Genomic DNA, 19,902 nt, shown 5'->3' on the forward strand with positions numbered 1-19,902 from the left:
CTGCTCTACCGCTCCGGTTACTCGGGCAACACCGGGGCCTTCTTCGCCACCAGCACCTTCGGCAGCGGCAAGGTCGCCTTCTGGGGCGACAGTTCCCCGATCGACGACGGCACCGGCCAGTCCGGCAACACCCTGTACGACGGCTGGAACGACACCGGCGCCACCAACGCGGCCCTCGCCCTGAACGCCACCGAGTGGCTCGCGGGCGGCAGCAGCAGCGGCGGCGGCGGTGGAGGGGGTGGCGGCACCTGCACGGCCGCCCAACTGCTCGCCAACCCCGGCTTCGAGTCCGGCAACACATCCTGGACGGCGACCAGCGGTGTCATCACCAACAGCTCCAGCGAGGCGGCCCGTACGGGCTCCTACAAGGCCTGGCTGAACGGCTACGGCTCGGCCAACACGGACACGCTCTCCCAGTCGGTCACCATCCCGTCCGGCTGCGCGGCCACCCTGAACTTCTATCTCCACGTGGACACGGCCGAGACGACCACCAGCACGGCGTACGACACCCTCAAGGCCCAGGTGCTGAACAGCAGCGGCACGGTCCTGTCGACGCTCGCCACGTACTCGAACCTGAACGCCGCGTCGGGCTACACGCTGCGCAGCTTCGACCTGTCCGGCTACGCCGGGCAGACGGTCACCGTCAAGTTCACCGGCACCGAAGGCTCCACCCTGCAGACGTCGTTCGTCCTCGACGACACGGCGCTCAACGTGAGCTGAGCGCGAACGAGCGAGAGGGCGGGCCCGGGAACGGGCCCGCCCGTCGCGCACCAGAGTTCGGGGCGCCCGCCGAGCCCCCGGTGACGAACCGCTGGAGCGGCAGCACCTATGCCACCACGACCGGCACCTGGTACCTCACGGGCGGCGAGACCGCCTGCAACCAGGCCACCCCGTGCACCTTCGCGGCGCTGAAGGCCTCACTCGACGAGAAGGTGTGTGCCGCCGTCACTCTCCGTGTCGTGTGGATTCGGTGCCGACCGCCGGGACGGTCGTCTCCGGTGTGTTCCATCCCGAGACCCGAACCCGGGGGGCCGAACCGTGCAGGTCGGCCGTCCGGTAGGTGGCGGTGAGCGTCGCCGACTCGCCGGGCCACAGGCTGACCTGGTTGTCGGACCACTGAACGGGCAGGACGGGCTTCCCTGCCGAGTCCACGAGGTGCACGTCGGTCAGCAGCGACGGCGTCCGCCCCGTCCCGGTGTTCCGCACCGTGACCGTCGTCGTAGAAGCACCGTCCACGCCGACCGAGGTCGAAGCCGTCGCCGAAACCGGCACCTTCGCCATGGAGCTGAGCCCTTTGAGGTCCGCGTAGCTCGTCGTCGGCGTGTAGTACCAGTCGGTCTTGGTCCAGTCGAGGGTGTCGGACCTGGTGGACAGCCAGTAGATGTTGCGGCTGACCTCGTTGCCCTCGGCGTCGGTGAGGACGAGGCGTGCCAGGTAGGTCCTCGACAGGCCGCTCACGGAGGACGGCACGGTGAGAGGAGTGCTGTGGGCGCCGTCCCCGTCCACGTCCACCCCGGTCGCCGTCCTGTCGTACTTCTGCGTGCCGTCGGTGTTGAAGAGCGTGACCCGGGCCGTGAGTCCGGACGCGGAGGCGTGCCGGTTGTTCACTACGACGATCGAACGGGTGTCGTAGGAGTACTGGATGTGCAGCGGCTCGTTCGCCTTCCTGGCCCCGAAGTAGGCGCCGCCCTGGTCGAGATAACGGTCCATCAACTGCCAGTGCAGTGAGGTCCATCCGCTGTTGAACATCCAGTAGATGACCCCGGTCGCGGGGTTGGCGGAGTCGGTGGCGTTGCGCCCGTACGCCTCGTACTGCGCGCGTACGTTCTCGTACTGGGCGAGCTGTGCCTTGCGTACGTAGTCGGTCAGGCCGCTCGGCGCTCCGTACCGTCCCGCGAGCGCGTCGTCGTACAGCTTGAGCGTGCCGAAGGTCGACGACGGTGAGCGGTGGTACTGCTTGGTGGTCGGGCTCTTCCACAGGGTGTCCAGCTCGGCGGGGGACATCATGCGGCGCAGGGTGTCGAGGGTGGGGATGTCGGGGCCCGCGCTGGTCTCGGAGTTGAAGCCGGTGGCGCCGCCCTCGCGCTTGGCATACCAGTAGTTCGGCGGGATCCAGTCGTAGGGCCCGGTCATCTTCATGCCCGAACTGCCGCTGATCGGCGAGGACTTGTCCGAGGCGGCGGCGACCACGGGGTTCGGCCAGTCGGCGGCGTCCAGCGCGTCGAGGTAGTTCTTCTCGATCTTCGCGTCCGGTGCGAAGTCGCTGCCGATGAGGAAGGAGATGACGCTCGGGTGGTCGCGCAACCGGGCGGCCTCGGCGGCCATCGACGCCTTGGCGACGGGATAGTCGGCCGCGGTCCACCTCTCGCCGGCCTCGCTGCCGTTGACGTTCCCCTCCCACTTGTCGCAGCACTCCCAGCCGGGCAGCGTGAGGATGCCGTACCGGTCGGCGAGGTCGAAGAACTCGTCCGGCTCGATGTGGCCTTCGAGGCGGATGGTGTTGAGCCCGAGGTCGAGCGCGTACTTCAGCCGGTCCTCGGCATACGTCCGGTCCCAGCGCAGGAACTCGTCCGGGGACCAGCCGCCGCCCTTGATGAGCAGTCTGCGGCCGTTGACGCTGTACTGCCGGGCGCCGTCGGAGTTGAGGGGCGCCTTCACCTCGCGGATGCCGAAGTTCTCGTGCGCGGTGTCCGAGGCGGTGCCGCCGACGGAGGCCGTCAGGTCGAGGCCGTACAGCGGCTGTCCGCCCATGCCCGCGGGCCACCACACCTTTGGCGCGTTCAGATGCAGGCCGGGGGTGTCGGTGGGGGAGAAGGTGACGGTCTTCGTCTCGTGTGCGGCGAGGGAAACGGTTTTGCTGAAGGAGGCGTCCGAGCCGATACTGCCGGACACCGTCGCCGTGACGGGAGCGCTCGTCTCGTTGCGGGCCTGTGCCTTGACCGTCAGGTCCGCGGACGCGAGCGAGGGGACGGCGAGCTCGGTGACGACGTGCGCGTCGCGCAGTGCGACCGGACCGCCCCGGCGGACGAGAACGTCACGCACGATGCCCATGTTCTGGTCGGGCGGCGGCTGGAGCCAGTCCAACCAGCCCATGGTCAGGTTCTTGGTGGGCTGGTTGGGCCGGATGCGGAAGGCGACCGTGTTCGTGCCCGATCGCACCAGCGAGGTGATGTCGAGTTCGTGCCGCGTGTAGGCGCCCGCGACAGCGGCGGCGGTGGCGACCTGCTTGCCGTTGACGAAGACGTCCGCCGCCGAGATCACCCCGCTGAAGTCCAGGTAGCTGCGCTCGGTGGTGTCGGTGACCGTGAAGTCCGAGCGGTACCACCAGGGGACCTGGAAGTCGGCCTTCGGGATCTTCTGCTGGTTGGTCGAGTAGAACGGGTCGGCGTACTTCCCGTCCGCGAGCAGCGCCGCGAGGACGGTGGAGCGGGAGCCCGCGGGGTACCAGCCGCGCGCCGGATAGCCCGGGCTCGAGACGTCGGACGCCGCGTCCGTGACCTTGGCCGTCGACTGGATCGCGTACCCGGACAGCGCGGTGGTGCTGCCCGCGGTGGCGGGCACCGGGGTGACCGGCGAGCGTGCGGCCGTGTCGGGTCCGGCGCTCCGGGACTCGCCCCACGCGCTGGTCGAGAGGGTGCACAGGAGGCACAGGGCGACGGCGGCCGTGGCGGAACGCCGTCTTGGGGCAGGGCGATGGAACACGGTGGTCTCCTTGGGGGTGGGGAGCATCCGCGCTACGAGACTGCATGTCGGCACTGCGAGGCATGAGCGAGGCAGGGGCAAGAAGGCGCGAGCCAGGCCCGCAAGTTAGGAAACTTTACTAACTGGCGCACAAGCTAGGCGGCCGAGCAATCGGTGTCAATCACCCAAGGCGAGTGCCCCGCTCAGGATGCCGAGCGTCGCTCGAACACCACGTCCCTCGCGGTCCCGAGGGCCGTCGCCACCGCGCCCAGCAGAACCGCGTCCTCGCCCAGCCGACTCGGCACGATCTTCGGACGCAGGGGAGTGAGCGTACGCAGGGTCTCGCGCACGGGCCGCAGCAGCAGGTCGATGCTGTGGCCCACGCCGCCGCCGAGCACCACCAGATCGGGATCGAGCACCGCGGCGGCCGCGGCCACCGTATAGGCGATCCGCTCACCCTCCAGCCGTACCGCCCGCACCGCGGCGGGGTCCCCCTCGCGCGCCGCGTCGAACACGGCCTTGGCCGTGAGCTGGCCGGTCATACCGAACTGCCGCGCGGCCTCGACGACGGCCTCCCCCGACACCGCGTCCTCCAGCGTCTCCGGCTTCTGCCGCCCCGGCCACGGCAGGAACCCGATCTCCCCGGCCCCGCCGCGCGCCCCCGTGAACAGCCGCCCCTCGCTCACCACGCCCATGCCGAGACCGGTGCCGATCAGGATGTACGTGAACAGCCGGCTGCCCGCGCCGACGCCGTACGTGTACTCGCCGAGCGCCGCGAGGTTCGCGTCGTTGTGCACCTCCAGCGGGATGCCCAACTCCTCGCGCATCCGGTCGAACAGGCCCGCGCGGCCCCACCCGGGCAGATGCATCGCGTATCGCACCCGGCGCCGTTCCTCGTCGTACACGCCCGGCGTGCCCACCACCGCGTGCGCCACCTCGTGCGCTCCCACGCCGGAGTTGGCGACGACCTGGCGGGCGGTGGAAACGACGAGGTCGGCCATGGCGCCCGAACTGCGCGCCCGATTGCGCACGTCGGCGCGGGCGACCACACCGCCGTCCAGATCGGCGACCGCCACCCGCAGCCAGCTGCGCCCGATGTCGATGCCGAGCGCGTACCCGGCCGCGGGATCCGGGGCGTAGAGCACCGCCACCCGGCCGCGCTCGGGTGCGTGCGTGCCCGCCTCACGCACCAGCCCCGCCTCCTCCAGCGCCGCGAGCGCGCTGGAGACCGTCGGTTTCGACAGCCCCGTCTCCCGCGCGAGCTGAGCCCGCGAGGCGGCACCGCCCGTGCGCAGCCGGTCGAGCAGCAGCCGCTCATTGGTGCTGCGCAGCCGCTGCCGGTTCCAGGGCTGTTCGGGCTGCGCTATGGCGTCGCTGGCGGGCATCGCTCCATTCTCACGCATGCCTGACACCCTCTTGACGCATCTAGTAAGTCTCCTTAACTTTATCGCCCAGTCAGCCTCGCCGGGCGAGCCAGAGGGGAGCCCACCTCCCCGCGTCCCGATATCAGGAGACCCCATGTCCGGTAGCCCGCCACCCACCGGCGGTTTCGTCCGCCGCGTCGGCCTGTTCCAGGCCACCGCCATCAACATGAGCCAGATGTGCGGCATCGGCCCGTTCGTGACGATCCCGCTGATGGTCGCCGCGTTCGGCGGCCCGCAGGCGATCATCGGCTTCGTCGCGGGCGCGATCCTGGCCCTCGCGGACGGCCTGATCTGGGCCGAGCTGGGCGCGTCCATGCCCGGCTCCGGCGGCAGTTACGTGTATCTCCGCCAGGCCTTCCAGTACCGCACCGGACGCCTCATGCCGTTCCTGTTCGTCTGGACGGCCATGCTCTTCATCCCCCTGATCATGTCCACCGGCGTGGTCGGTTTCGTCCAGTACCTCGGCTACCTGGCTCCCGACATGGGCAAGACGACGGGCGACCTCATCGGCCTGGCCGTCGTCGCCCTCGTGGTGCTGCTCCTGTGGCGCGGAATCGAACACATCGCCCGCATCACGGCGGTCATGTGGGCGGTCATGATCACCTCGGTCCTCCTGGTGATCATCGCCGCGGCCACCGACTTCAGCGCCCACCTGGCCTTCACCTACCCGGCGCACGCCTTCGAACTGACCAGCAGCCACTTCTGGATCGGCTTCGCCGCGGGCCTGACCATCGGCATCTACGACTACCTGGGCTACAACACCACCGCGTACATGGGCGCCGAGATCAAGGATCCGGGCCGCACCCTGCCCCGCTCCATCATCTTCTCCATCCTCGGCATCATGGCGATCTACCTCCTCCTCCAGATCGGCACCCTCGGCGTCATCGACTGGCACCGCATGACCGATCCGACGGACATCGCCTCCACCTCCGTCGCCTCGGCCGTCCTCGAAAAGACCTGGGGCAAGGGAGCCGCCGACACGGTCACGGTCCTCATCCTCATCACCGCGTTCGCCTCGGTCTTCACCGGACTCCTCGGCGGCTCGCGCGTCCCCTACGACGCCGCCCGCGACCGCGTCTTCTTCCGCCCCTACGCCAAACTGCATCCCAAGCACCGCTTCCCCATGCTGGGCCTGGCGACCATGGGCGTCATCACGGCGATCGGCTTCCTCATCGGCCGCCACACCGACCTGACCACCCTGATCCAACTCCTCACCACCGTCATGGTGATCGTCCAGGCCCTGGCCCAGATCGTCGCCCTCTCCGTCCTGCGCAAGCGCCGGCCCACCCTCCACCGCCCCTACAAGATGTGGCTCTACCCGATCCCCAGCCTTCTCGCCCTCGTCGGCTGGCTCACGATCTACGGCTACGCCGACAAGAACTCCCCGGGCCGCCACCCCATCGAATGGTCCCTGGCCTGGGTGGCCCTGGGCTGCGTCGCCTTCGTCGTCTGGGCGAACCTGGAAAAGGTGTGGCCCTTCGGCCCGAAGGAGATCAAGGAGGAGTACCTGACCCCTTCGACCCCGGACACGGAGCCGGCCGGCACGTGAACGCCCCACTTGCCGCACCCGAGGGCACACGGAAGGGGCCGTGGCGGTACGTCGCAAGCCCGTCGCTTACGTCCGGATCTGGAAACGGCTCCTTCTAGGGCAACGCCTGATCCGGCGGCGACGGGCTCGACGTACCGCCACGGCCCCGACCCACCCAGGACCGCGTCGGCGCCCGCCCCACCCAGGACCGCGTCGCCGCCCGTCACCCCCCGATCCCCGCGCAACGCAACGCCGCCCGGACCTCGTCCGCCGGATCCCCCTGGTGGTAGGGCCGCTCCGAGGGTTCGATGCCGTCCAGGAACTCCTGATAGCGGACGGCGTACGTGAGATGGGCCAGCGGCTCGGCGAGATCGAGCGCCCGAGCCGGGTCACTGCCGGGCACCCGCGACTTCCAGGCCGCCACCCAGTCCCGGGCGGCCGCCGCACGACCCGACTCGGGAAGGAATCCCTGGACACGCAGCCCGTCGAGCACGGGATTGCCCCAATAGGCATCGGCGAAGTCCACCACGACAGGCGCCCCACCGTCGCTTCGCCAGTTCCCGGGGTGGAAGTCACCGTGCACCAGTGTGTCGGGCAGCCCGCACTCCGACAGAAGCTCCCACCGCCCGGCCAACTCCCGAGCACCCCGCACCTCCCGCTCGGTCAACTCCCCAGCGAGGGGCCCGTCGAGCAGATCACGAACCGCCACCTCAAGAACCGACGCACGCCAATCCCGCACCCCCGCCACCACGGCGTACCCGCCCGAAGCCCCGGAGGCGACCGCGGCCTGCGCGGCAACGAACCGCCCCACCGCCGCACCGACCGTCTCCGGCGTGGCCCCCCAGCAGTCCTCACCGGGAATGTGCTCCATCAGGACGCGCCCCTCACCCACGCCGAGGAGCGGAGGAACGAGCCCCGGGTCGACCCCCGCGAACGCGGCGATGACGGCGGACTCGTCCGCCGCGAAGTGCGGTGTCGCCTTGAGCCAGACCGGACCGCGCGCGGTGGGCAGACGAAAGAGCCCGGACAGATTCCAGGTTCGCCGCTGCACGACCGGACCGCTCACAGGCCGCCCCGCCGAAGCCAGCTCCCCGGCCGCCCAGTCGAGCAGCTCGCGCAGCCCCTCCGCCCGGGCCCACGGCGATCTGAGCGCCTCCGCACCGCCCAACACCACCGTCTCGACGGGACGTTGATCCAGCAGACCACTGGCCGGACGCTCCAACGCCTCGACGTGGTAAGTCACATGGCCGTCCCGCCCGCCCGCACCCCCCTCCACGTCCAGCAGACGCAGTACCAGCACGGGCACCCCTAGTAGCCCCTCCAACCACGCGACGACCGGCCCCACTTCGGACCACCAGGGGACGTCCACGGCGAACGGCCCCGCGCTCCCGAGGAACTCGTCACCCGAGGTCACCCACGCACTCACGGTTCTTGTCACCGCGCGAGTGTGAACGACCGGATGCGCTCTCGGCCAGCGATTATCGGCGGCCGGGACGCGCGCATCGGAAGGGGAGCGGAGCCGATGCGGCGACTCCGCTCCCCTTCCCCCGGGTCCCCCAACCCGGTCCCCCCGCGGGCCCTGTGGCCTTCCGGGCCGGAGCGCCCCCCGCGCGCCCCGGACCGAAATCCTTCTGCCCGACCCCGACCCGAGGGTCGGACAGCACATCGAACCGAACCCCCGAAGTCAGCCCTCGGCCTCGGTGTAGACGAAGGTCTCCAACAGTCGGCGGTCCGCCGCCCGGTATCCCGGACACACCACGAAGGCGACGGGTCGCCCGGCCTCGCACGAGGGCCAGAGGGCGTGTTCCTCCGGATCCGCCGGCGCGCCGGGTTCCACCGCGAAGTCGAAGTGGCTGGCATGACCACTGACGGTCATGGCCCGGAACAGATGGGCGGCCTCCGTGCCGACCCGCTCCAACAGCCGCTGGTGGCGCGCGTCGAGCCCCACCACCCCGGCGTCGGTGGCGATGCGGGCCAGTTCGGCGAGGTCGGGTTCGCCGAGCCCACCCTGCTCGTCGGGGCCGAACAGCACCACACACAGCCGGCTGATCAACTGCGCCTGGCGCCGTACGGCGTCACGGGGCCGCTCCGCCGTCAGGCGCGGCTGGATCAGGTCGGGCATCCGCTGGGTGTACAACGCCCGCAGCCGCCGGGCGAGTTCGTAGTGGACGAGAAAGTCCTCACGGGTGAGATCGGCCCGTTCCGCGACCTGGGTGACCCGCACCAGGTCCAGTACCTCGCTCTGCTCGTCGAGCACGCGGCGGGTGTCCGCGACGGCCGTCTCCAGCGTCCGGGCCCGTTCCTCCGCGCGTTCTTGGCGCATCCTCAACTCGATCAGTCGGTCACCCAGCGGGTCGAGCGCGGCCAGCGCGGCCCGCTGGTCGTCCGCGGCGGCCTCAAGCTTCCGGATCCGCGACTCCAGGGTGTCCAAGCCGTCCAGCCTGATGCTCACTTCCTGCGGCCGCTTGCCCTTGTCGCGGTTGAACAGCACGTCTCCTCCTTCGGGGCGGTAGGCCATGGCTATACGCGGTCGAAGTCGACGGAGACCTGGCGGGTCTCCCCGGTGGCGGGGTCGAACACCTCGACCCGCAGTTCGGCGGCGCCGAAGTAGAACAACAGCATGATCGGACGCTCGCGCAGCGGTCTGCCCACGGTGCCGGACAGGTCGACGGTCAGTCGGCCGATCTCCTCGCATCCGTCCTCGTCGACGTACCGGGGATCGGCCTTCGCGGAGCGGTACAGGCGTACGTCGAGCTCGTCCTGGTCCTCGCGGACCGGCACGATCCGGAAGGGGTGGGCGTCGTTCACCCGCACGCTGTCCATGCGCCGGACCGCGACACCGAAACGGCCGACGCACAGGAGGTCGCCCTCGTCGTCGCGGTACATGCGCATCGTGGAGTCGACCCCCTCCTCGAAGGGCTTGGCCGTCTCGAAGCCGTAGGTGTACTTCGCCTGCCGGGAGACGAACACGTGCGGCCGGTAGGCGAAGTGCACGGCGCCCTCCAGGACCGCGAGGGCCGGGTCCGGCGGGACGAGGATGCGGTGCCGGTCGCCGAAGCGGGCCCGCATCCGCTCGCGCAGCCACGGGGAGCGGGCGAATCCGCCGACCAGGACCAGGGTCTCCGGCTCCGCACCCGCGCCGCTGGTCCGGCCGATGGTCGCGAGCTGCTCCGCGACCTTGTCCAGGATGCCGTCCACCCTCTCGTCGAGCAGCCCCTTCACCTCCTCGGGAGGCAGCACGATCTGCCGCGGCAGGCCGGCGGCGTCGCGTGTCAGCCGCACCCGCACCGGCTCGTCCAGGAGGTCCCACACGGTGACCGGAACCTCGATCCGCACCGGGTCCAGCACTTGGGCGACCGCATCCGCTTCCCGGTCCAGCTCCACCGTCGCCTTGGCCCGCTCCCACTGCCCGGACAGCTTGAGCAGCTCGCCGGGGTGGTCCCGTTCGATCCGCTTCAAGGCCGCCGGACCGAAGCGGTCGCCGAGCGTCTTGTCCAAGAAGGCCTGGTTGACGTATTCCGAACCCAGCCACCCACCGGTGGCGAGGCCGATCTCGCGCAGCGCGATGGACGGACCGGCGTCGCCGTGCGACTCGTACGCCGTGATGTCGACCGTGCCGCCGCCGCAGTCGACCACCACGGACCGGAAACCGTCGAGGTGCAGGGGAAGCCGGGCCCGCCGGTGCGGATCCGAGGCGGCGTCGGGCATCCGCAGATGGCAGTACAGGGCCGCCGCCTCCGGCTCGATGGCCAGCAGCAGCCGCTCCGGATCGCCGGGGAACCCCGCGTCCACGGCCAGCCGCCGCAGCACCGCCTTGTCCTCGTCGTCCCAGATCGCGGGGACGGTGATGCACCAGCGGACCTCACGTTCCGTGTACGTCATCCTCTTGATCTCCGCGGTCGCCAGTTCGCGGATCTCCTTGAGGTAGGCGGTGACCAGTTCCCGTATCAGCCCGCGGTCGGTGCGGTCGACGAAGCCGCCCGTGATCGGCAGGTCCGCCATCGAACCGCCGCTCTTCAGCGCCGTCTTGAAGGCGTAGGCATAGCCGAGCCCTTCGGACTCCCCCTTCGTCAGGGCCTCGACCCACCGAGCGCGCGCCTCGTGGCCCCAGGCGACCGTGTCCCCGCCGTCCGTCACCAGGATCGCGGTCAGGTTCTTCGGACCGTCCAGCTGCCGGCCCGGGAACCGGGTGAAGAACTGCACCCGCCTGGTCAGCGGATCGTCGTTGAGCGGCGTTCGCACCGTCCAGGCGAAGCCGGTGCCGTGCGTGCCGAAGTCGACGGCCGCCACCACCTTGGCTTCGTCCGATCCCATGACCAGTGCTCCTGTCCGCCGGTGCTCGCACCCTTGCTCGCTGTAAGCTCGCTCACAGACAGAGTGGTGGGTTTCCGCGGCAACGTGGAGCGGTCGGCTGTTGCCAACGCTTTCTGGCAACACAGGGCGGGGAGCGGGCCGTTGGGAGGATGGCGATCGAAGAGAACGCGTTCGGCGCAGAGTTGCGCCGACGTCGGACGGCGGCCGGCAAGTCACTGAGCGAGCTGGCCGAAGAGGTGCACTGCAGCCGCAGCTTTCTGAGCAGGATCGAGACGGGCCAGCGACGCGTCACGCACGAGCTCGCGCAGCTGTGCGACGAGCGGCTGGAAGCGAAGGGCGCGCTGCTCGCCCTGGTCCCCGATCCGTCCACCGAGCGGATCTCGAAGACGATCGGCGCGGGCCCGGGGGAGCGGGCGGCCAAACTGGTGAAGTCCGGTGCGGGCGGGGGTGGTTCGGCCGCCGCTCGGCAACGGGACGAGTTCGACCGGCTGCTGCGGCGCGGCGACCTCAGCCACACCGCCGGGGACATGCGTGAGGCGGACCGGCTCTACCGGGCGGCGTACGCGAGCGCGGAGGGGGATCCCCCGGCCCGGGCGGAGGCCGTCATCAGGATGGCCCGCCGCTGGTCGGACCCCGGGCAGGTCGACCACGAACTGCTCCAGCTGATCAGGGAGAGCCTGGCCGCGCTGGGCGACGACGGGAGCGTCGAGGCCGCCGGACTGCGCCTCAGGCTCAACGCGCACCTGGCGAAGAAGCTGTCCATGGCGGTCAGCCAGGACACCGCCGCCGGCCAGGCGGGCCCGGAGCAGGGGGCACGGCTGGCGCGCAGCACGCTGCGCAGGCTGTCCGTGGACGGCAAGGACGACGAGGTGGCCTGCGAGGTGCTCACCGAATGCCGGTGGGGACTGTACGACTTCATGTCCACCGCGGAGTCCCTGACGCTCTCCGAGCGCCTGCGGGACGCCGCGGCCCGGCACGGCTCGGCCTACTTCCGCGGCGAGGCGCTCATGGCCGTCGCCCTCGACCAGTTGCGGGCAGGCAAGGTGTACAGCGCGCTGGCCACGGCGAACCAGTACCGCAAGCACGCCGCGGACACCCGCGGTGTGCTGACCACCTGGCAGCAGCACACCCTGGACGCCCTGCTCGACCTGTGGCACGGCCGGTTCGACAAGGCCGCGGGCTGGATCTTCGGCGACGCGCTGACGTTCGTCGAGCGATTACCCGCCGATCTGGCCGTCCCCGCCGACAACCTGCACCAGACCCGCCTCGGCCAGGCCTACTGGCTGCTGCGCGAACAGGGACGGATGGCGGACCTGTTCGCCTCCGGTCTGGCCGACACCGTCGAACGGCACGGCTACTTCCCCGTCTGGCGGGCCGGGCTCGCGCTCGCGCTGTGCGAGACGGGTCAGTACGCCGAAGGGGCGGACCGGCTCGTGGGATTCGCCCACGACACCGACGACTTCAGCCGGTTCCCGCCGTCCGGATGGGCGGTGCCCACGCTGGTGCTGCTCGCCGAGGTGAGCGCCGCGCTCGACGCCCGGGGCGGATTCGAAGCCGAGCTGCGCCAGATCCTGCCGGTACTGCGTGAGCGGCTCGCCGCCCACGACGGCGAGCAGATCGCCCTCGCGGGCTGGCCCACCGTGCTGATCGGGCCGACCGCCCGGGCCCGCGGACTGCTGGCCCTGGCCGCCGGAGAGCCGGACACCGCCCTTGCCCACTTCCGCACCGCGACCGAACCGGTCCGCTCCTCCCAGCCCCAGCTGGCCCGCCTCCGGCTGGCCCAGGCCCGCGCGCTGCGCAGGTCCGGCCGCCCCGGTGCCGCCGCCCACGCCTCCGGTCTGCTGCGGGAGGCGCTGCGCGTGGCCCGGACGTACGGCATGGCGGCCCTCGCGATCGAGTGCGCGGCCCTACTGGACTCCACGGCGGACGCCTAGGTTCTGGCCTAGGGCCTGTCCGGCGGATCAGGGGACGTGGGGACACTCGTGCCGCCGGGCCCCTTTCGAGTGGGCCCGGCGGCACGGGTGGTGTGGAGCGGACGGGCTACGGCTTGCGGGCCACCACCCCGTACATTGCGATGTCCTCGTCGCGGATGCCCGTCTCCGTGCCGTCCGGGTGCCACTTGTGGACCTGGACGACGCCGGGCTCGACGAGTTCGAGGCCCTCGAAGAACTCCTCGGCCTCCGCGTGGGTGCGAAGCCGCATGGGCATGTTGCGGGCCGCGTACTCACGGGCGACGCGGGCCACCTCGTCGGGCGCGAACTCGGCGGTGCCGATGGACATCGCCAGGTAGCTGCCCGAGGGAAGGGGCTCCAGGAGGCGCCGTACGATGCCGACCGCGTCGTCCTCGTCCAGGACGAAGTGGACGATGGCGATCACCGTGAGGGCGACCGGCTGGGTGAGGTCGAGGGTGTCACGCAGCTCCGCCGCGCCCAGGATCGTCGCCGGTTCGAGCATGTCCGCCTCGACGTACGCGGTCTTGCCCTCGGGGGTGCTCGACAGTAAACCCTGCGACAGGGTGAGGACGATGGGGTCGTTGTCCACGTAGACGACCCGCGAGTCGGGGGCCACCGACTGGGCGATCTCATGGAGGTTGGGGGAGGTGGGGATGCCGGTGCCGATGTCGAGGAACTGGCGTATCCCCGCCTCCTTGGCCAGATAGGCCACCGCGCGGTTCATCCAGTCGCGGTTGGCCTTCATGTGGATCGGGAGGGCGGGCCACTCCCGCGCCATCGCGTCGCCCGCCTCCTTGTCGGCGGGGTAGTAGTCCTTACCGCCCAGGATGTAGTCGTAGATGCGCGCGGAGTGTGCGCTCTCGGTGTCGATACGGTCGGCAGGCCATCCGTTGTCGGGCAACGCCGCCCCTCCCATCAAGTCGTCGGTGCACAGCTGGTGTTCGTGGAGGAAAGAGAACTTCGTTCGTGGGGGAAAGAACAGGGCATAGGAATCAGACAAGGTTGTCAGAGGAGGAAGTCGGCCTCCCCCGCCTTGACACCCGTGAGAAAGCTCGTCATTTCACGGGGCGTGAAAACCAGGGCGGGCCCTTCGGGATCGGTGGACTGACGCAGCGCTATCCGCCCGTCGCCCAGTTTCTTCGCCTCGACGCAGGCGCCGCCCGCGTCGTCGCTCCACGGCTTGGACCAGCCCTGCGCGCCCAGTTCCCGGGACGGCATGCCGTTGCGTATGTGGTGGTGCACTCATAGCTCCTTGCGAATCGCACCGAGAAGTTCCTCGGTCTTCCTGGCGGGGGTCGACTGTGCGCCCAGCCGGTCCAGGGCCTCGCGGTACACCACGACGTCGTCGTCCTTGTCGAGGTAGACGGCACCCACCAGACCGCTCAGATAGACGATGTCCGGCAACTCGGGTGCCCTGAACCGGAAGAGATGGAACGCGCCGGCCCGCATGGCCGGATGCGGGCCGTTCCTGAACGGCATGATCTGCAGGGTCACATGGGGGAGCGCGTTGACCGCGATCAGATGGTCGATCTGCGCGCGCATCACCTCGGGTCCGCCGACCGGCCACCTCAGCACGGTCTCGTCCATCACCACCCAGACGCGCGGCGGAGCGGGCCGGGACAGCAGCTCCTGACGGCGCATGCGCAGCGCCACCCGGCGCTCGGTCGCCTCGGCCGAGGCGTGCGGGTTGCCCGCGCCGAGCAGGGCGCGCGCGTACGCCTCCGTCTGCAGCAGCCCGTGCACGAACTCCGCCTCGTACGCACGGATCTGGAGGGCCGCCTGCTCCAGGCTCAGATACGCCGCGAACCAGTCCGGCAGGACATCACGGTACGTGTGCCACCAGCCGCGTTTGTTGGCCTCGCGGACCGACTTCAGGAAGGTGTCGATCTCCTGCTGGTCCGTCACGCCGTACGTCTGGAGGAGTTTCTCGGCGTCGGTGAGCCGGAGCCGGGCCACCTTGGCGGCCTCCATCCGACGGATGGTGGAGTGGCTGACGCCGATCGCCTCGCCCGCCTGCTCGTATGTCAGCCCGGACTGGGTGCGCAGCTCCTCCAGCTGCTTGCCGAGAATCATGCGCAGGACGGAAGGGGCGCCGCCCCAGTCGGTCTCCGTGGACACGCCTTACCCCCTCACAGCGGGCTTCGAGGTCGCAGTCTGTCACGATCATCCGTCGACGGGGGAAGCATGCACCTGGCACATTGCAATTTTCAACTTGTCGGTTGCGAGGTGTTGTTGGCAGCTGCCACAGTGGTCCTATCGTCCCTGGCCCGGTGAAGGGAGTGGTCGTGCGGCCCAGTTGGGGGAGACGGGGCTGCGACGTGACGCCTTGCACGGTGAGTTGTGCGCATCTCGCGGCAGTGCGGGGCCACGGGGGACGGCATTGGCACCGCTTGTGGTGCGAAGGCAGACGAAAGGCGAACGGCGATGACCCCGCCCTCCCTCCCCCAGCCTTTAGGCCTACCACCAGGGGACGAATGTCCCCATCGGGCAGGTGTGTTCGCCCTGCCCGCGGCGCCCGCCTCGGTGGGTATGGCCCGAAGAGACGTCCGTGAGTCGCTCACCGAGTGGGGCATAGACCCCGAGACCCGCGACAACGCGATCCTGGTGACCTCCGAGCTCGTCACCAACGCGCTGACGCACACGGCGAGTGAGTGGATCGTGTGCAGAGTCCACATCGCCGAGGAGCGGCTCCACATCGAGGTCGAGGACCAGCACCGTGGCTGGAGCCTTCCGACCCAGCGCCGGCCGGGGCCCGACGACCAGGGTGGACGTGGACTCCTCCTGGTCGGCGCCCTGAGCAGCGACTGGGGCGTCACAGGCACCGCCGACGGCTCCGGACGCATCGTCTGGGCCGTACTGCCGTCGAAGGGAGGAGACACCGTGTCGACCGGCTCGCCGGCGACCGTGACCATGGCCCGGCCCATCCCCCACTCGGCCGAAGGATCTTTAACTGATGGAACGACAGCACATTCCTGACCTGCGCGATCACCAGCCCGCGGGCCACCCGAGCGACCACCTTTCCGCCCTCGACGGCCGAGACCGTCTCCCCGCCCCTGACGGCCGCGATCACACCGACGCCGTCGATCCGCGCCCGTACCCCGCCGTCTTGGGCCTGCGCATGTACATCCCCACCGCGCCGCCGCACGAGTCCCCGGCACGACTGGCGATACCCGCCGAGTTGTCCGCCGGTCTGGGATACGACGCCGTGGGCACCTCCCCGGAACACGGGCAGCGGATCATGGACTGTCTGCCCCGCGTCGGTTGTGTCTTCGCCGACGACGAGCGGTGGTGGTGGATCGTCCCCTCCGGCTCCCACATAGGCGTCACCTGGCCGGCCTCCATCAGCTACGCGGTGGGCGCGCGGCTGGCCGACCCGTCCTGGACACGGTCCCTGCTGCGCTCACGGTCCGCTCGCCCCCGTCTGATCCACCGGCCCAAGGGCGACTCGCCGTACACGCCGCCGATCCCGCTGTACTTCCTCACCTGCCGCCTCGCGGGCAGCACCCCGAGCTGGTCGCTCGGCGCGGGTGTCTAGAGACCTGCGGCTCTTCGGCCCGCCACCACGCAAGTAATCGCCTGCGCAACTGTCCGTGGCCGGGCGACGGCCGCGATCGGGATGTGCGCGGGGCGGGCGTGAGGGAGGCCGGTCCGCGTGGGCGGGCCGGCCTGTGGGGTTGTTCGTTCCTTTCGTGGGCCTGGGCCCAGCTCGGGCATCGACTCACGGGGCTGGGCCCGGGTATGGGCCTCCGGCGCCGCTCCCGGTGGATGTCCGTCGGGACCGCTCCGAAGGGTGTCCGTCGGGCCTACGCCCGAGGAGTGCTTCTCGTCGTCGCGAGCGCGCACAGCGCCCCCAGCACCACGGCCAACGCGCCGATGATGATGCTGTTGATCACGACGCCGGTGTCCGGGCTGGTTCCGACCACCCACGGTGAGATGATCAGCCACGCGCCCATCGCGCAGATGGCCCAGCTCAGGCCGTACATCCTTTCGGGAGCCCTGGTGAATCCGAGGGCCAGCAGGCCGATGGCGATGCCCATGATGAGGTTGTGCGTCGCCAGGGCGGGCTGACTCGTCGTGTAGTGGAGTATCCACGGGGATACGGCGCAGTACAGACCGAGCAGGAACACCGGTCCGTCCACGAGCGCCACATCGCGGCCACCGAGCATGCGGTCATACCGCTCCCGCATTTCGGATGCATCGGGGTGGGTCGTGATGTCACCTCTGGGGTGCGAGACGTTGGCCATGAGTCGTCTCCTTCGTTCTCTGCAGGCCTGACCGCTTCTGGTGCGGTATGCGGTTGGCGCCGCTTGTTTTCATTGTGCTCTTATTTCTTCTTTATGTGTAGAGGTCGCTTTTCTCTCCAGCGGGGCAGGATCCATCCTCAGGGGGCGATGAGGAGGCGGGCGATGGCACGGCGGGCCCGCGTGGGTGCCTGTGGGTCGCGATGGAGCTGGATGGACTGATTGGCCGCCAGGGCTACGCCGTTGAGCTCGAAGACGAGCTGTTCCACATCGGTGCGCGGCGGCAGTTCGCGGGCCTCGACCGCCGTGCCCAACTCCGCCGCGACATACGCCGACCACGAGGCGAGCGCGTCGAGCACCGCGTCGCGGACCGGACCGGGCCGGCCGTCGAACTCGCTCGCCACCGAGCTGAGGAAACAGCCCCCGTGCCCCTCGCCCTCGGCCATGTAGTCGATCCACTCGTCGAAGGCGCGCGTCAGCCGTTCGGTGCCGGGTCTGGCGCCGACGGCCCGGGCCGGCACACGTAGCCGGAACAACTCGACGGCCGCGGCCAGAACGGCGAGTTGGAGCGCTTCCTTGCTGCCGAAGTGGCCGATCACCCCGGCCTTGCTCATCTCCAGATCGGTCGCCAGACGGCCGATGGTGAGGCCTTCGAGGCCCTCTGCGGAGGCCAGCGTCAGGGCGCTGTCGATGATCCGGCTCCGCGTGGCGGCGGTTTCGGCAACGGACTTGCGGGGGCTCATGCGGTCACTTTAACCTAACGACCGTTCGTGATTAGCTGACGATCGTTCGGTAGCTATGTGCTCGGAGTCGTGAGCGGGCGGTGCCGGGCGTGTGAAACGGACCCACCGAAGGGAGTCACCGTGAAGATCCATCACCTGAACTGCGGTTCCATGCGGACGATCGACACCGAGGAGGGGAGCCTTCCCGCGGTCTGCCACTGTCTCCTCGTGGAGACCGATCGGGACGGGCTCGTCCTCGTCGACAGCGGCATCGGTACGCAGGACGTGGCGCGGCCCGAGGAGAGCCTCGGCGCGGACTTCCTCGGCCGGGCCCAGCCCGTCCTCGACCTCGCGGAGACCGCGCTGCACCAGGTCACCGCGCTCGGCTTCCGTCCTCAGGACGTCCGGCACGTCGTCCTCAGCCACCTCGACCTCGACCATGCCGGGGGACTGCCCGACTTTCCGTGGGCCGAGGTCCACCTGAGCGAGGCCGAACACCGCGCGGCGATGGCGGCCCCCGGGGCTCACCCCGAGGACCGCGTTCGCTACCGCCCCGCGCAGTGGGCACACCGGCCGCACTGGGTGACGTACGCGCAGCCGCACGGCGAGGCGTGGTTCGGATTCGACGCCGTGCGCCCGCTGGAGGGCCTGGACGCCGAGATCCTGCTGGTCCCGCTCGGCGGCCACACCCGCGGCCACAGCGCGATCGCCGTCGCCGCCGGCGGGCGCCGGCTGCTGCACTGCGGGGACGCGTACTACTTCCACCACGAGATCGACCCCGACCACCCCCGGGGACACCCCGGCATGGACGTCCTCCAGCAGCTCACCGAGGTGGACCGGCCGCTGCGGCTCGGCAACCACGCCCGTCTGCGGGAACTGGTGCGGCTGCACGGTGACGAGGTGGAGGTCTTCAGCGCGCACGACCCGTGGGAACTGGCGCGCTACGCGGGCGGCATCAGGACGGTGTCGACGATGTAGACCGTCGCGTCGGCGGTCGGGACGTTGCCGCAGACGACCTCGGCGGAGTCGGTGCCCGAGCCCGCCGTCTTCAACTCGCCCTCCTCCAGCTCGGGAAGGTGCCTTTCCCGAGCTGCCGGGGCGTCAACTTCTCGCCGACCACGTGGTAGGCCAGGATCTTCGTCAGCCGCTCCTTGTCATTGAGGACCTTGTCCAGGTCGGCCTTCGGGATCTTCGCGAAGGCGTCGTTGGTCGTCCGCCACGACGTCGTAGACGGCGGTGAAGGCCTGCTGGTCGCCTCGGGCGACGTCGGCCATCGGGTCCGGCAGGCTGGGCTCCGCGGCCGGGTTTCTCCCGATCTCCACGGCTTCCTTCACAGGGGGTCCTCCAGGACGTACGCATGGTTCGGGTGGGATCCGGAGCCGGTGGGGCGGCGGATTGGCCCGCGGTGGCGAATTCACCGGTGGGGACTTCGGCGCGGGCGTGGCGAGGGCGGTTTCGCGGGCGTGGCGTGCGCCGCCGGACGTTCAGCCGACGGCCTCCGCGCGCAGACAGCGGCGCAACTGGTGCAGTCCGCGCCGGGCGTGGCTCTTGACGGTGCCCAGCGGCCAGCCGGTGCGCTGGGCGATCTGGGGCTGGGGCAGGTCCTCGTAGAACGCGAGGTCATCTCACGCGCCCTGCACCGCGCCACCGAGCCGGTCCGGCCCCTGGGAACCCCGGCCGCCGCAGCGGGGCCGGTGATGCTGGCGTGCGTCCCGGGCGAACAGCACAGCCTGGCCCTGGAGGCGCTGCACGCGGGACTCGTCGAACTCGGCCTGCCCACCCGGATGTTCGGGGCGGCAATCCCCACGGAGGCGCTGATCGCCGCCGTGCGACGGCTGGGCCCGAAGGCCGTCCTGTTGTGGGCCCAGATGCGTTCGACGGCCGACCTGCCTTTGGCCCGGCATGTCGCGGGCACCCAGTGGGGGGTCAAAGGGGCCCGCAGCCACCCGGCCGTGCTGCTCGGGGGGCCGGGCTGGGCGGGCCGCCCGGTGCGGGGGATGCTCCGCCCACCCGGGCTTCGGGACGCCCTCGGGACCCTCT

The 19,902-nt window shown here is 70.3% G+C and carries 16 protein-coding genes and 3 pseudogenes; 6 read left to right on the plus strand and 13 right to left on the minus strand.

Annotation, left to right across the window (positions count from 1 at the left end; genetic code table 11):
* Positions 1-720: pseudogene (locus ACFZDJ_RS44185) on the plus strand (hydrolase); the annotation flags it as partial.
* Positions 721-945: 225 nt separating this feature from the next.
* Here the strand turns inward: ACFZDJ_RS44185 and ACFZDJ_RS44190 are convergent.
* Both ACFZDJ_RS44190 and ACFZDJ_RS44195 read right to left on the minus strand, forming a co-directional pair.
* Positions 946-3,702, minus strand: coding sequence for an exo-beta-D-glucosaminidase (locus ACFZDJ_RS44190; RefSeq protein WP_391067844.1), 2,757 nt, complete (start codon positions 3,700-3,702; stop codon positions 946-948).
* A gap of 182 nt (positions 3,703-3,884) precedes the next feature.
* Positions 3,885-5,084 carry an ROK family protein gene (locus ACFZDJ_RS44195; protein ID WP_384906606.1) on the minus strand — a complete coding sequence of 400 codons (1,200 nt, stop codon included), beginning with the start codon at positions 5,082-5,084 and terminating at the stop codon, positions 3,885-3,887.
* A gap of 115 nt (positions 5,085-5,199) precedes the next feature.
* Here ACFZDJ_RS44195 and ACFZDJ_RS44200 point away from each other — a divergent pair, with 115 nt between their 5' ends.
* Positions 5,200-6,654 (plus strand): amino acid permease, encoded by a 1,455-nt coding sequence (locus ACFZDJ_RS44200; protein ID WP_390933235.1) that lies wholly within the window; start codon positions 5,200-5,202, stop codon positions 6,652-6,654.
* 202 nt (positions 6,655-6,856) lie between these two features.
* Here the strand turns inward: ACFZDJ_RS44200 and ACFZDJ_RS44205 are convergent, their stop codons facing one another.
* The 3 genes from ACFZDJ_RS44205 to ACFZDJ_RS44215 all read right to left on the minus strand — a co-directional run bounded on the left by ACFZDJ_RS44205 (position 6,857) and on the right by ACFZDJ_RS44215 (position 10,947).
* Complete coding sequence (locus tag ACFZDJ_RS44205; RefSeq protein ID WP_391067846.1) at positions 6,857-8,071, minus strand: phosphotransferase; 1,215 nt, start codon at positions 8,069-8,071, stop codon at positions 6,857-6,859.
* Positions 8,072-8,317: 246 nt separating this feature from the next.
* Positions 8,318-9,124, minus strand: coding sequence for a hypothetical protein (locus ACFZDJ_RS44210; RefSeq protein WP_391067849.1), 807 nt, complete (start codon positions 9,122-9,124; stop codon positions 8,318-8,320).
* A gap of 29 nt (positions 9,125-9,153) precedes the next feature.
* Positions 9,154-10,947: an Hsp70 family protein gene (locus ACFZDJ_RS44215; protein WP_391067852.1), complete on the minus strand. Its 1,794-nt coding sequence runs from the start codon at positions 10,945-10,947 to the stop codon at positions 9,154-9,156.
* 149 nt (positions 10,948-11,096) lie between these two features.
* Between ACFZDJ_RS44215 and ACFZDJ_RS44220 the strand changes: the two genes are divergently transcribed.
* Positions 11,097-12,881 carry a helix-turn-helix domain-containing protein gene (locus ACFZDJ_RS44220; protein ID WP_390933231.1) on the plus strand — a complete coding sequence of 595 codons (1,785 nt, stop codon included), beginning with the start codon at positions 11,097-11,099 and terminating at the stop codon, positions 12,879-12,881.
* Between the two features lie 106 nt (positions 12,882-12,987).
* On the opposite strand, the gene ACFZDJ_RS44225 is transcribed toward ACFZDJ_RS44220, so the two are convergent.
* The 3 genes from ACFZDJ_RS44225 to ACFZDJ_RS44235 all read right to left on the minus strand — a co-directional run bounded on the left by ACFZDJ_RS44225 (position 12,988) and on the right by ACFZDJ_RS44235 (position 15,017).
* Positions 12,988-13,800, minus strand: a complete 813-nt coding sequence (locus ACFZDJ_RS44225) for an SAM-dependent methyltransferase (RefSeq protein ID WP_168505681.1) — start codon at positions 13,798-13,800, stop codon at positions 12,988-12,990.
* Between the two features lie 104 nt (positions 13,801-13,904).
* Complete coding sequence (locus ACFZDJ_RS44230; protein ID WP_390933470.1) at positions 13,905-14,117, minus strand: DUF397 domain-containing protein; 213 nt, start codon at positions 14,115-14,117, stop codon at positions 13,905-13,907.
* A 24-nt stretch (positions 14,118-14,141) separates the two neighbouring features.
* Positions 14,142-15,017, minus strand: a complete 876-nt coding sequence (locus ACFZDJ_RS44235) for a Scr1 family TA system antitoxin-like transcriptional regulator (RefSeq protein ID WP_390933230.1) — start codon at positions 15,015-15,017, stop codon at positions 14,142-14,144.
* A 306-nt stretch (positions 15,018-15,323) separates the two neighbouring features.
* Between ACFZDJ_RS44235 and ACFZDJ_RS44240 the strand changes: the two genes are divergently transcribed.
* Together ACFZDJ_RS44240 and ACFZDJ_RS44245 are read left to right on the plus strand one after the other, a co-directional pair.
* Positions 15,324-15,875 (plus strand): ATP-binding protein, encoded by a 552-nt coding sequence (locus ACFZDJ_RS44240; protein ID WP_391067855.1) that lies wholly within the window; start codon positions 15,324-15,326, stop codon positions 15,873-15,875.
* On the plus strand, positions 15,853-16,434 hold the full coding sequence (locus ACFZDJ_RS44245; protein ID WP_391067858.1) for a hypothetical protein: 582 nt from the start codon (positions 15,853-15,855) through the stop codon (positions 16,432-16,434). Before ACFZDJ_RS44240 ends, ACFZDJ_RS44245 begins: the two co-directional genes overlap by 23 nt.
* Positions 16,435-16,702: 268 nt before the next feature.
* On the opposite strand, the gene ACFZDJ_RS44250 is transcribed toward ACFZDJ_RS44245, so the two are convergent.
* A complete protein-coding gene (locus tag ACFZDJ_RS44250; protein ID WP_168505677.1) occupies positions 16,703-17,143 on the minus strand; it encodes an SPW repeat protein in 441 nt (146 codons plus the stop codon).
* A gap of 137 nt (positions 17,144-17,280) precedes the next feature.
* A complete protein-coding gene (locus ACFZDJ_RS44255; RefSeq protein ID WP_384906590.1) occupies positions 17,281-17,883 on the minus strand; it encodes a TetR/AcrR family transcriptional regulator in 603 nt (200 codons plus the stop codon).
* Between the two features lie 120 nt (positions 17,884-18,003).
* Between ACFZDJ_RS44255 and ACFZDJ_RS44260 the strand changes: the two genes are divergently transcribed.
* Positions 18,004-18,840: an MBL fold metallo-hydrolase gene (locus ACFZDJ_RS44260; protein WP_391067861.1), complete on the plus strand. Its 837-nt coding sequence runs from the start codon at positions 18,004-18,006 to the stop codon at positions 18,838-18,840.
* On the opposite strand, the pseudogene ACFZDJ_RS44265 reads toward ACFZDJ_RS44260, so the two are convergent.
* From ACFZDJ_RS44265 to ACFZDJ_RS44275, 3 genes and pseudogenes are all read right to left on the minus strand, one after another.
* Positions 18,804-19,087 (minus strand): annotated as a pseudogene (locus ACFZDJ_RS44265) (fasciclin domain-containing protein); the annotation flags it as partial. The gene ACFZDJ_RS44260 and the pseudogene ACFZDJ_RS44265 sit on opposite strands and share 37 nt — an antisense overlap.
* Positions 19,017-19,184: a hypothetical protein gene (locus ACFZDJ_RS44270; protein ID WP_391067863.1), complete on the minus strand. Its 168-nt coding sequence runs from the start codon at positions 19,182-19,184 to the stop codon at positions 19,017-19,019. The pseudogene ACFZDJ_RS44265 and the gene ACFZDJ_RS44270, both read right to left, overlap by 71 nt.
* A 162-nt stretch (positions 19,185-19,346) precedes the next feature.
* A pseudogene (locus tag ACFZDJ_RS44275) lies at positions 19,347-19,481 on the minus strand (sigma factor-like helix-turn-helix DNA-binding protein); the annotation flags it as partial.
* Between the last annotated feature and the right edge of the window lie 421 nt (positions 19,482-19,902).

The organism is Streptomyces sp. NPDC007896 (assembly GCF_042959425.1).
Classification (GTDB): domain Bacteria; phylum Actinomycetota; class Actinomycetes; order Streptomycetales; family Streptomycetaceae; genus Streptomyces.

Coding starts and splice junctions, on each gene's coding strand:
- ACFZDJ_RS44195 (WP_384906606.1), bottom strand. CDS start 5,084: ATGCGTGAGAATGGAGCGATGCCCGCCAGCGACGCCATAGCGCAGCCC.
- ACFZDJ_RS44200 (WP_390933235.1), top strand. CDS start 5,200: ATGTCCGGTAGCCCGCCACCCACCGGCGGTTTCGTCCGCCGCGTCGGC.
- ACFZDJ_RS44215 (WP_391067852.1), bottom strand. CDS start 10,947: ATGGGATCGGACGAAGCCAAGGTGGTGGCGGCCGTCGACTTCGGCACG.
- ACFZDJ_RS44220 (WP_390933231.1), top strand. CDS start 11,097: ATGGCGATCGAAGAGAACGCGTTCGGCGCAGAGTTGCGCCGACGTCGG.
- ACFZDJ_RS44230 (WP_390933470.1), bottom strand. CDS start 14,117: ATGCCGTCCCGGGAACTGGGCGCGCAGGGCTGGTCCAAGCCGTGGAGC.
- ACFZDJ_RS44240 (WP_391067855.1), top strand. CDS start 15,324: ATGACCCCGCCCTCCCTCCCCCAGCCTTTAGGCCTACCACCAGGGGAC.
- ACFZDJ_RS44245 (WP_391067858.1), top strand. CDS start 15,853: ATGGAACGACAGCACATTCCTGACCTGCGCGATCACCAGCCCGCGGGC.
- ACFZDJ_RS44250 (WP_168505677.1), bottom strand. CDS start 17,143: ATGGCCAACGTCTCGCACCCCAGAGGTGACATCACGACCCACCCCGAT.
- ACFZDJ_RS44255 (WP_384906590.1), bottom strand. CDS start 17,883: ATGAGCCCCCGCAAGTCCGTTGCCGAAACCGCCGCCACGCGGAGCCGG.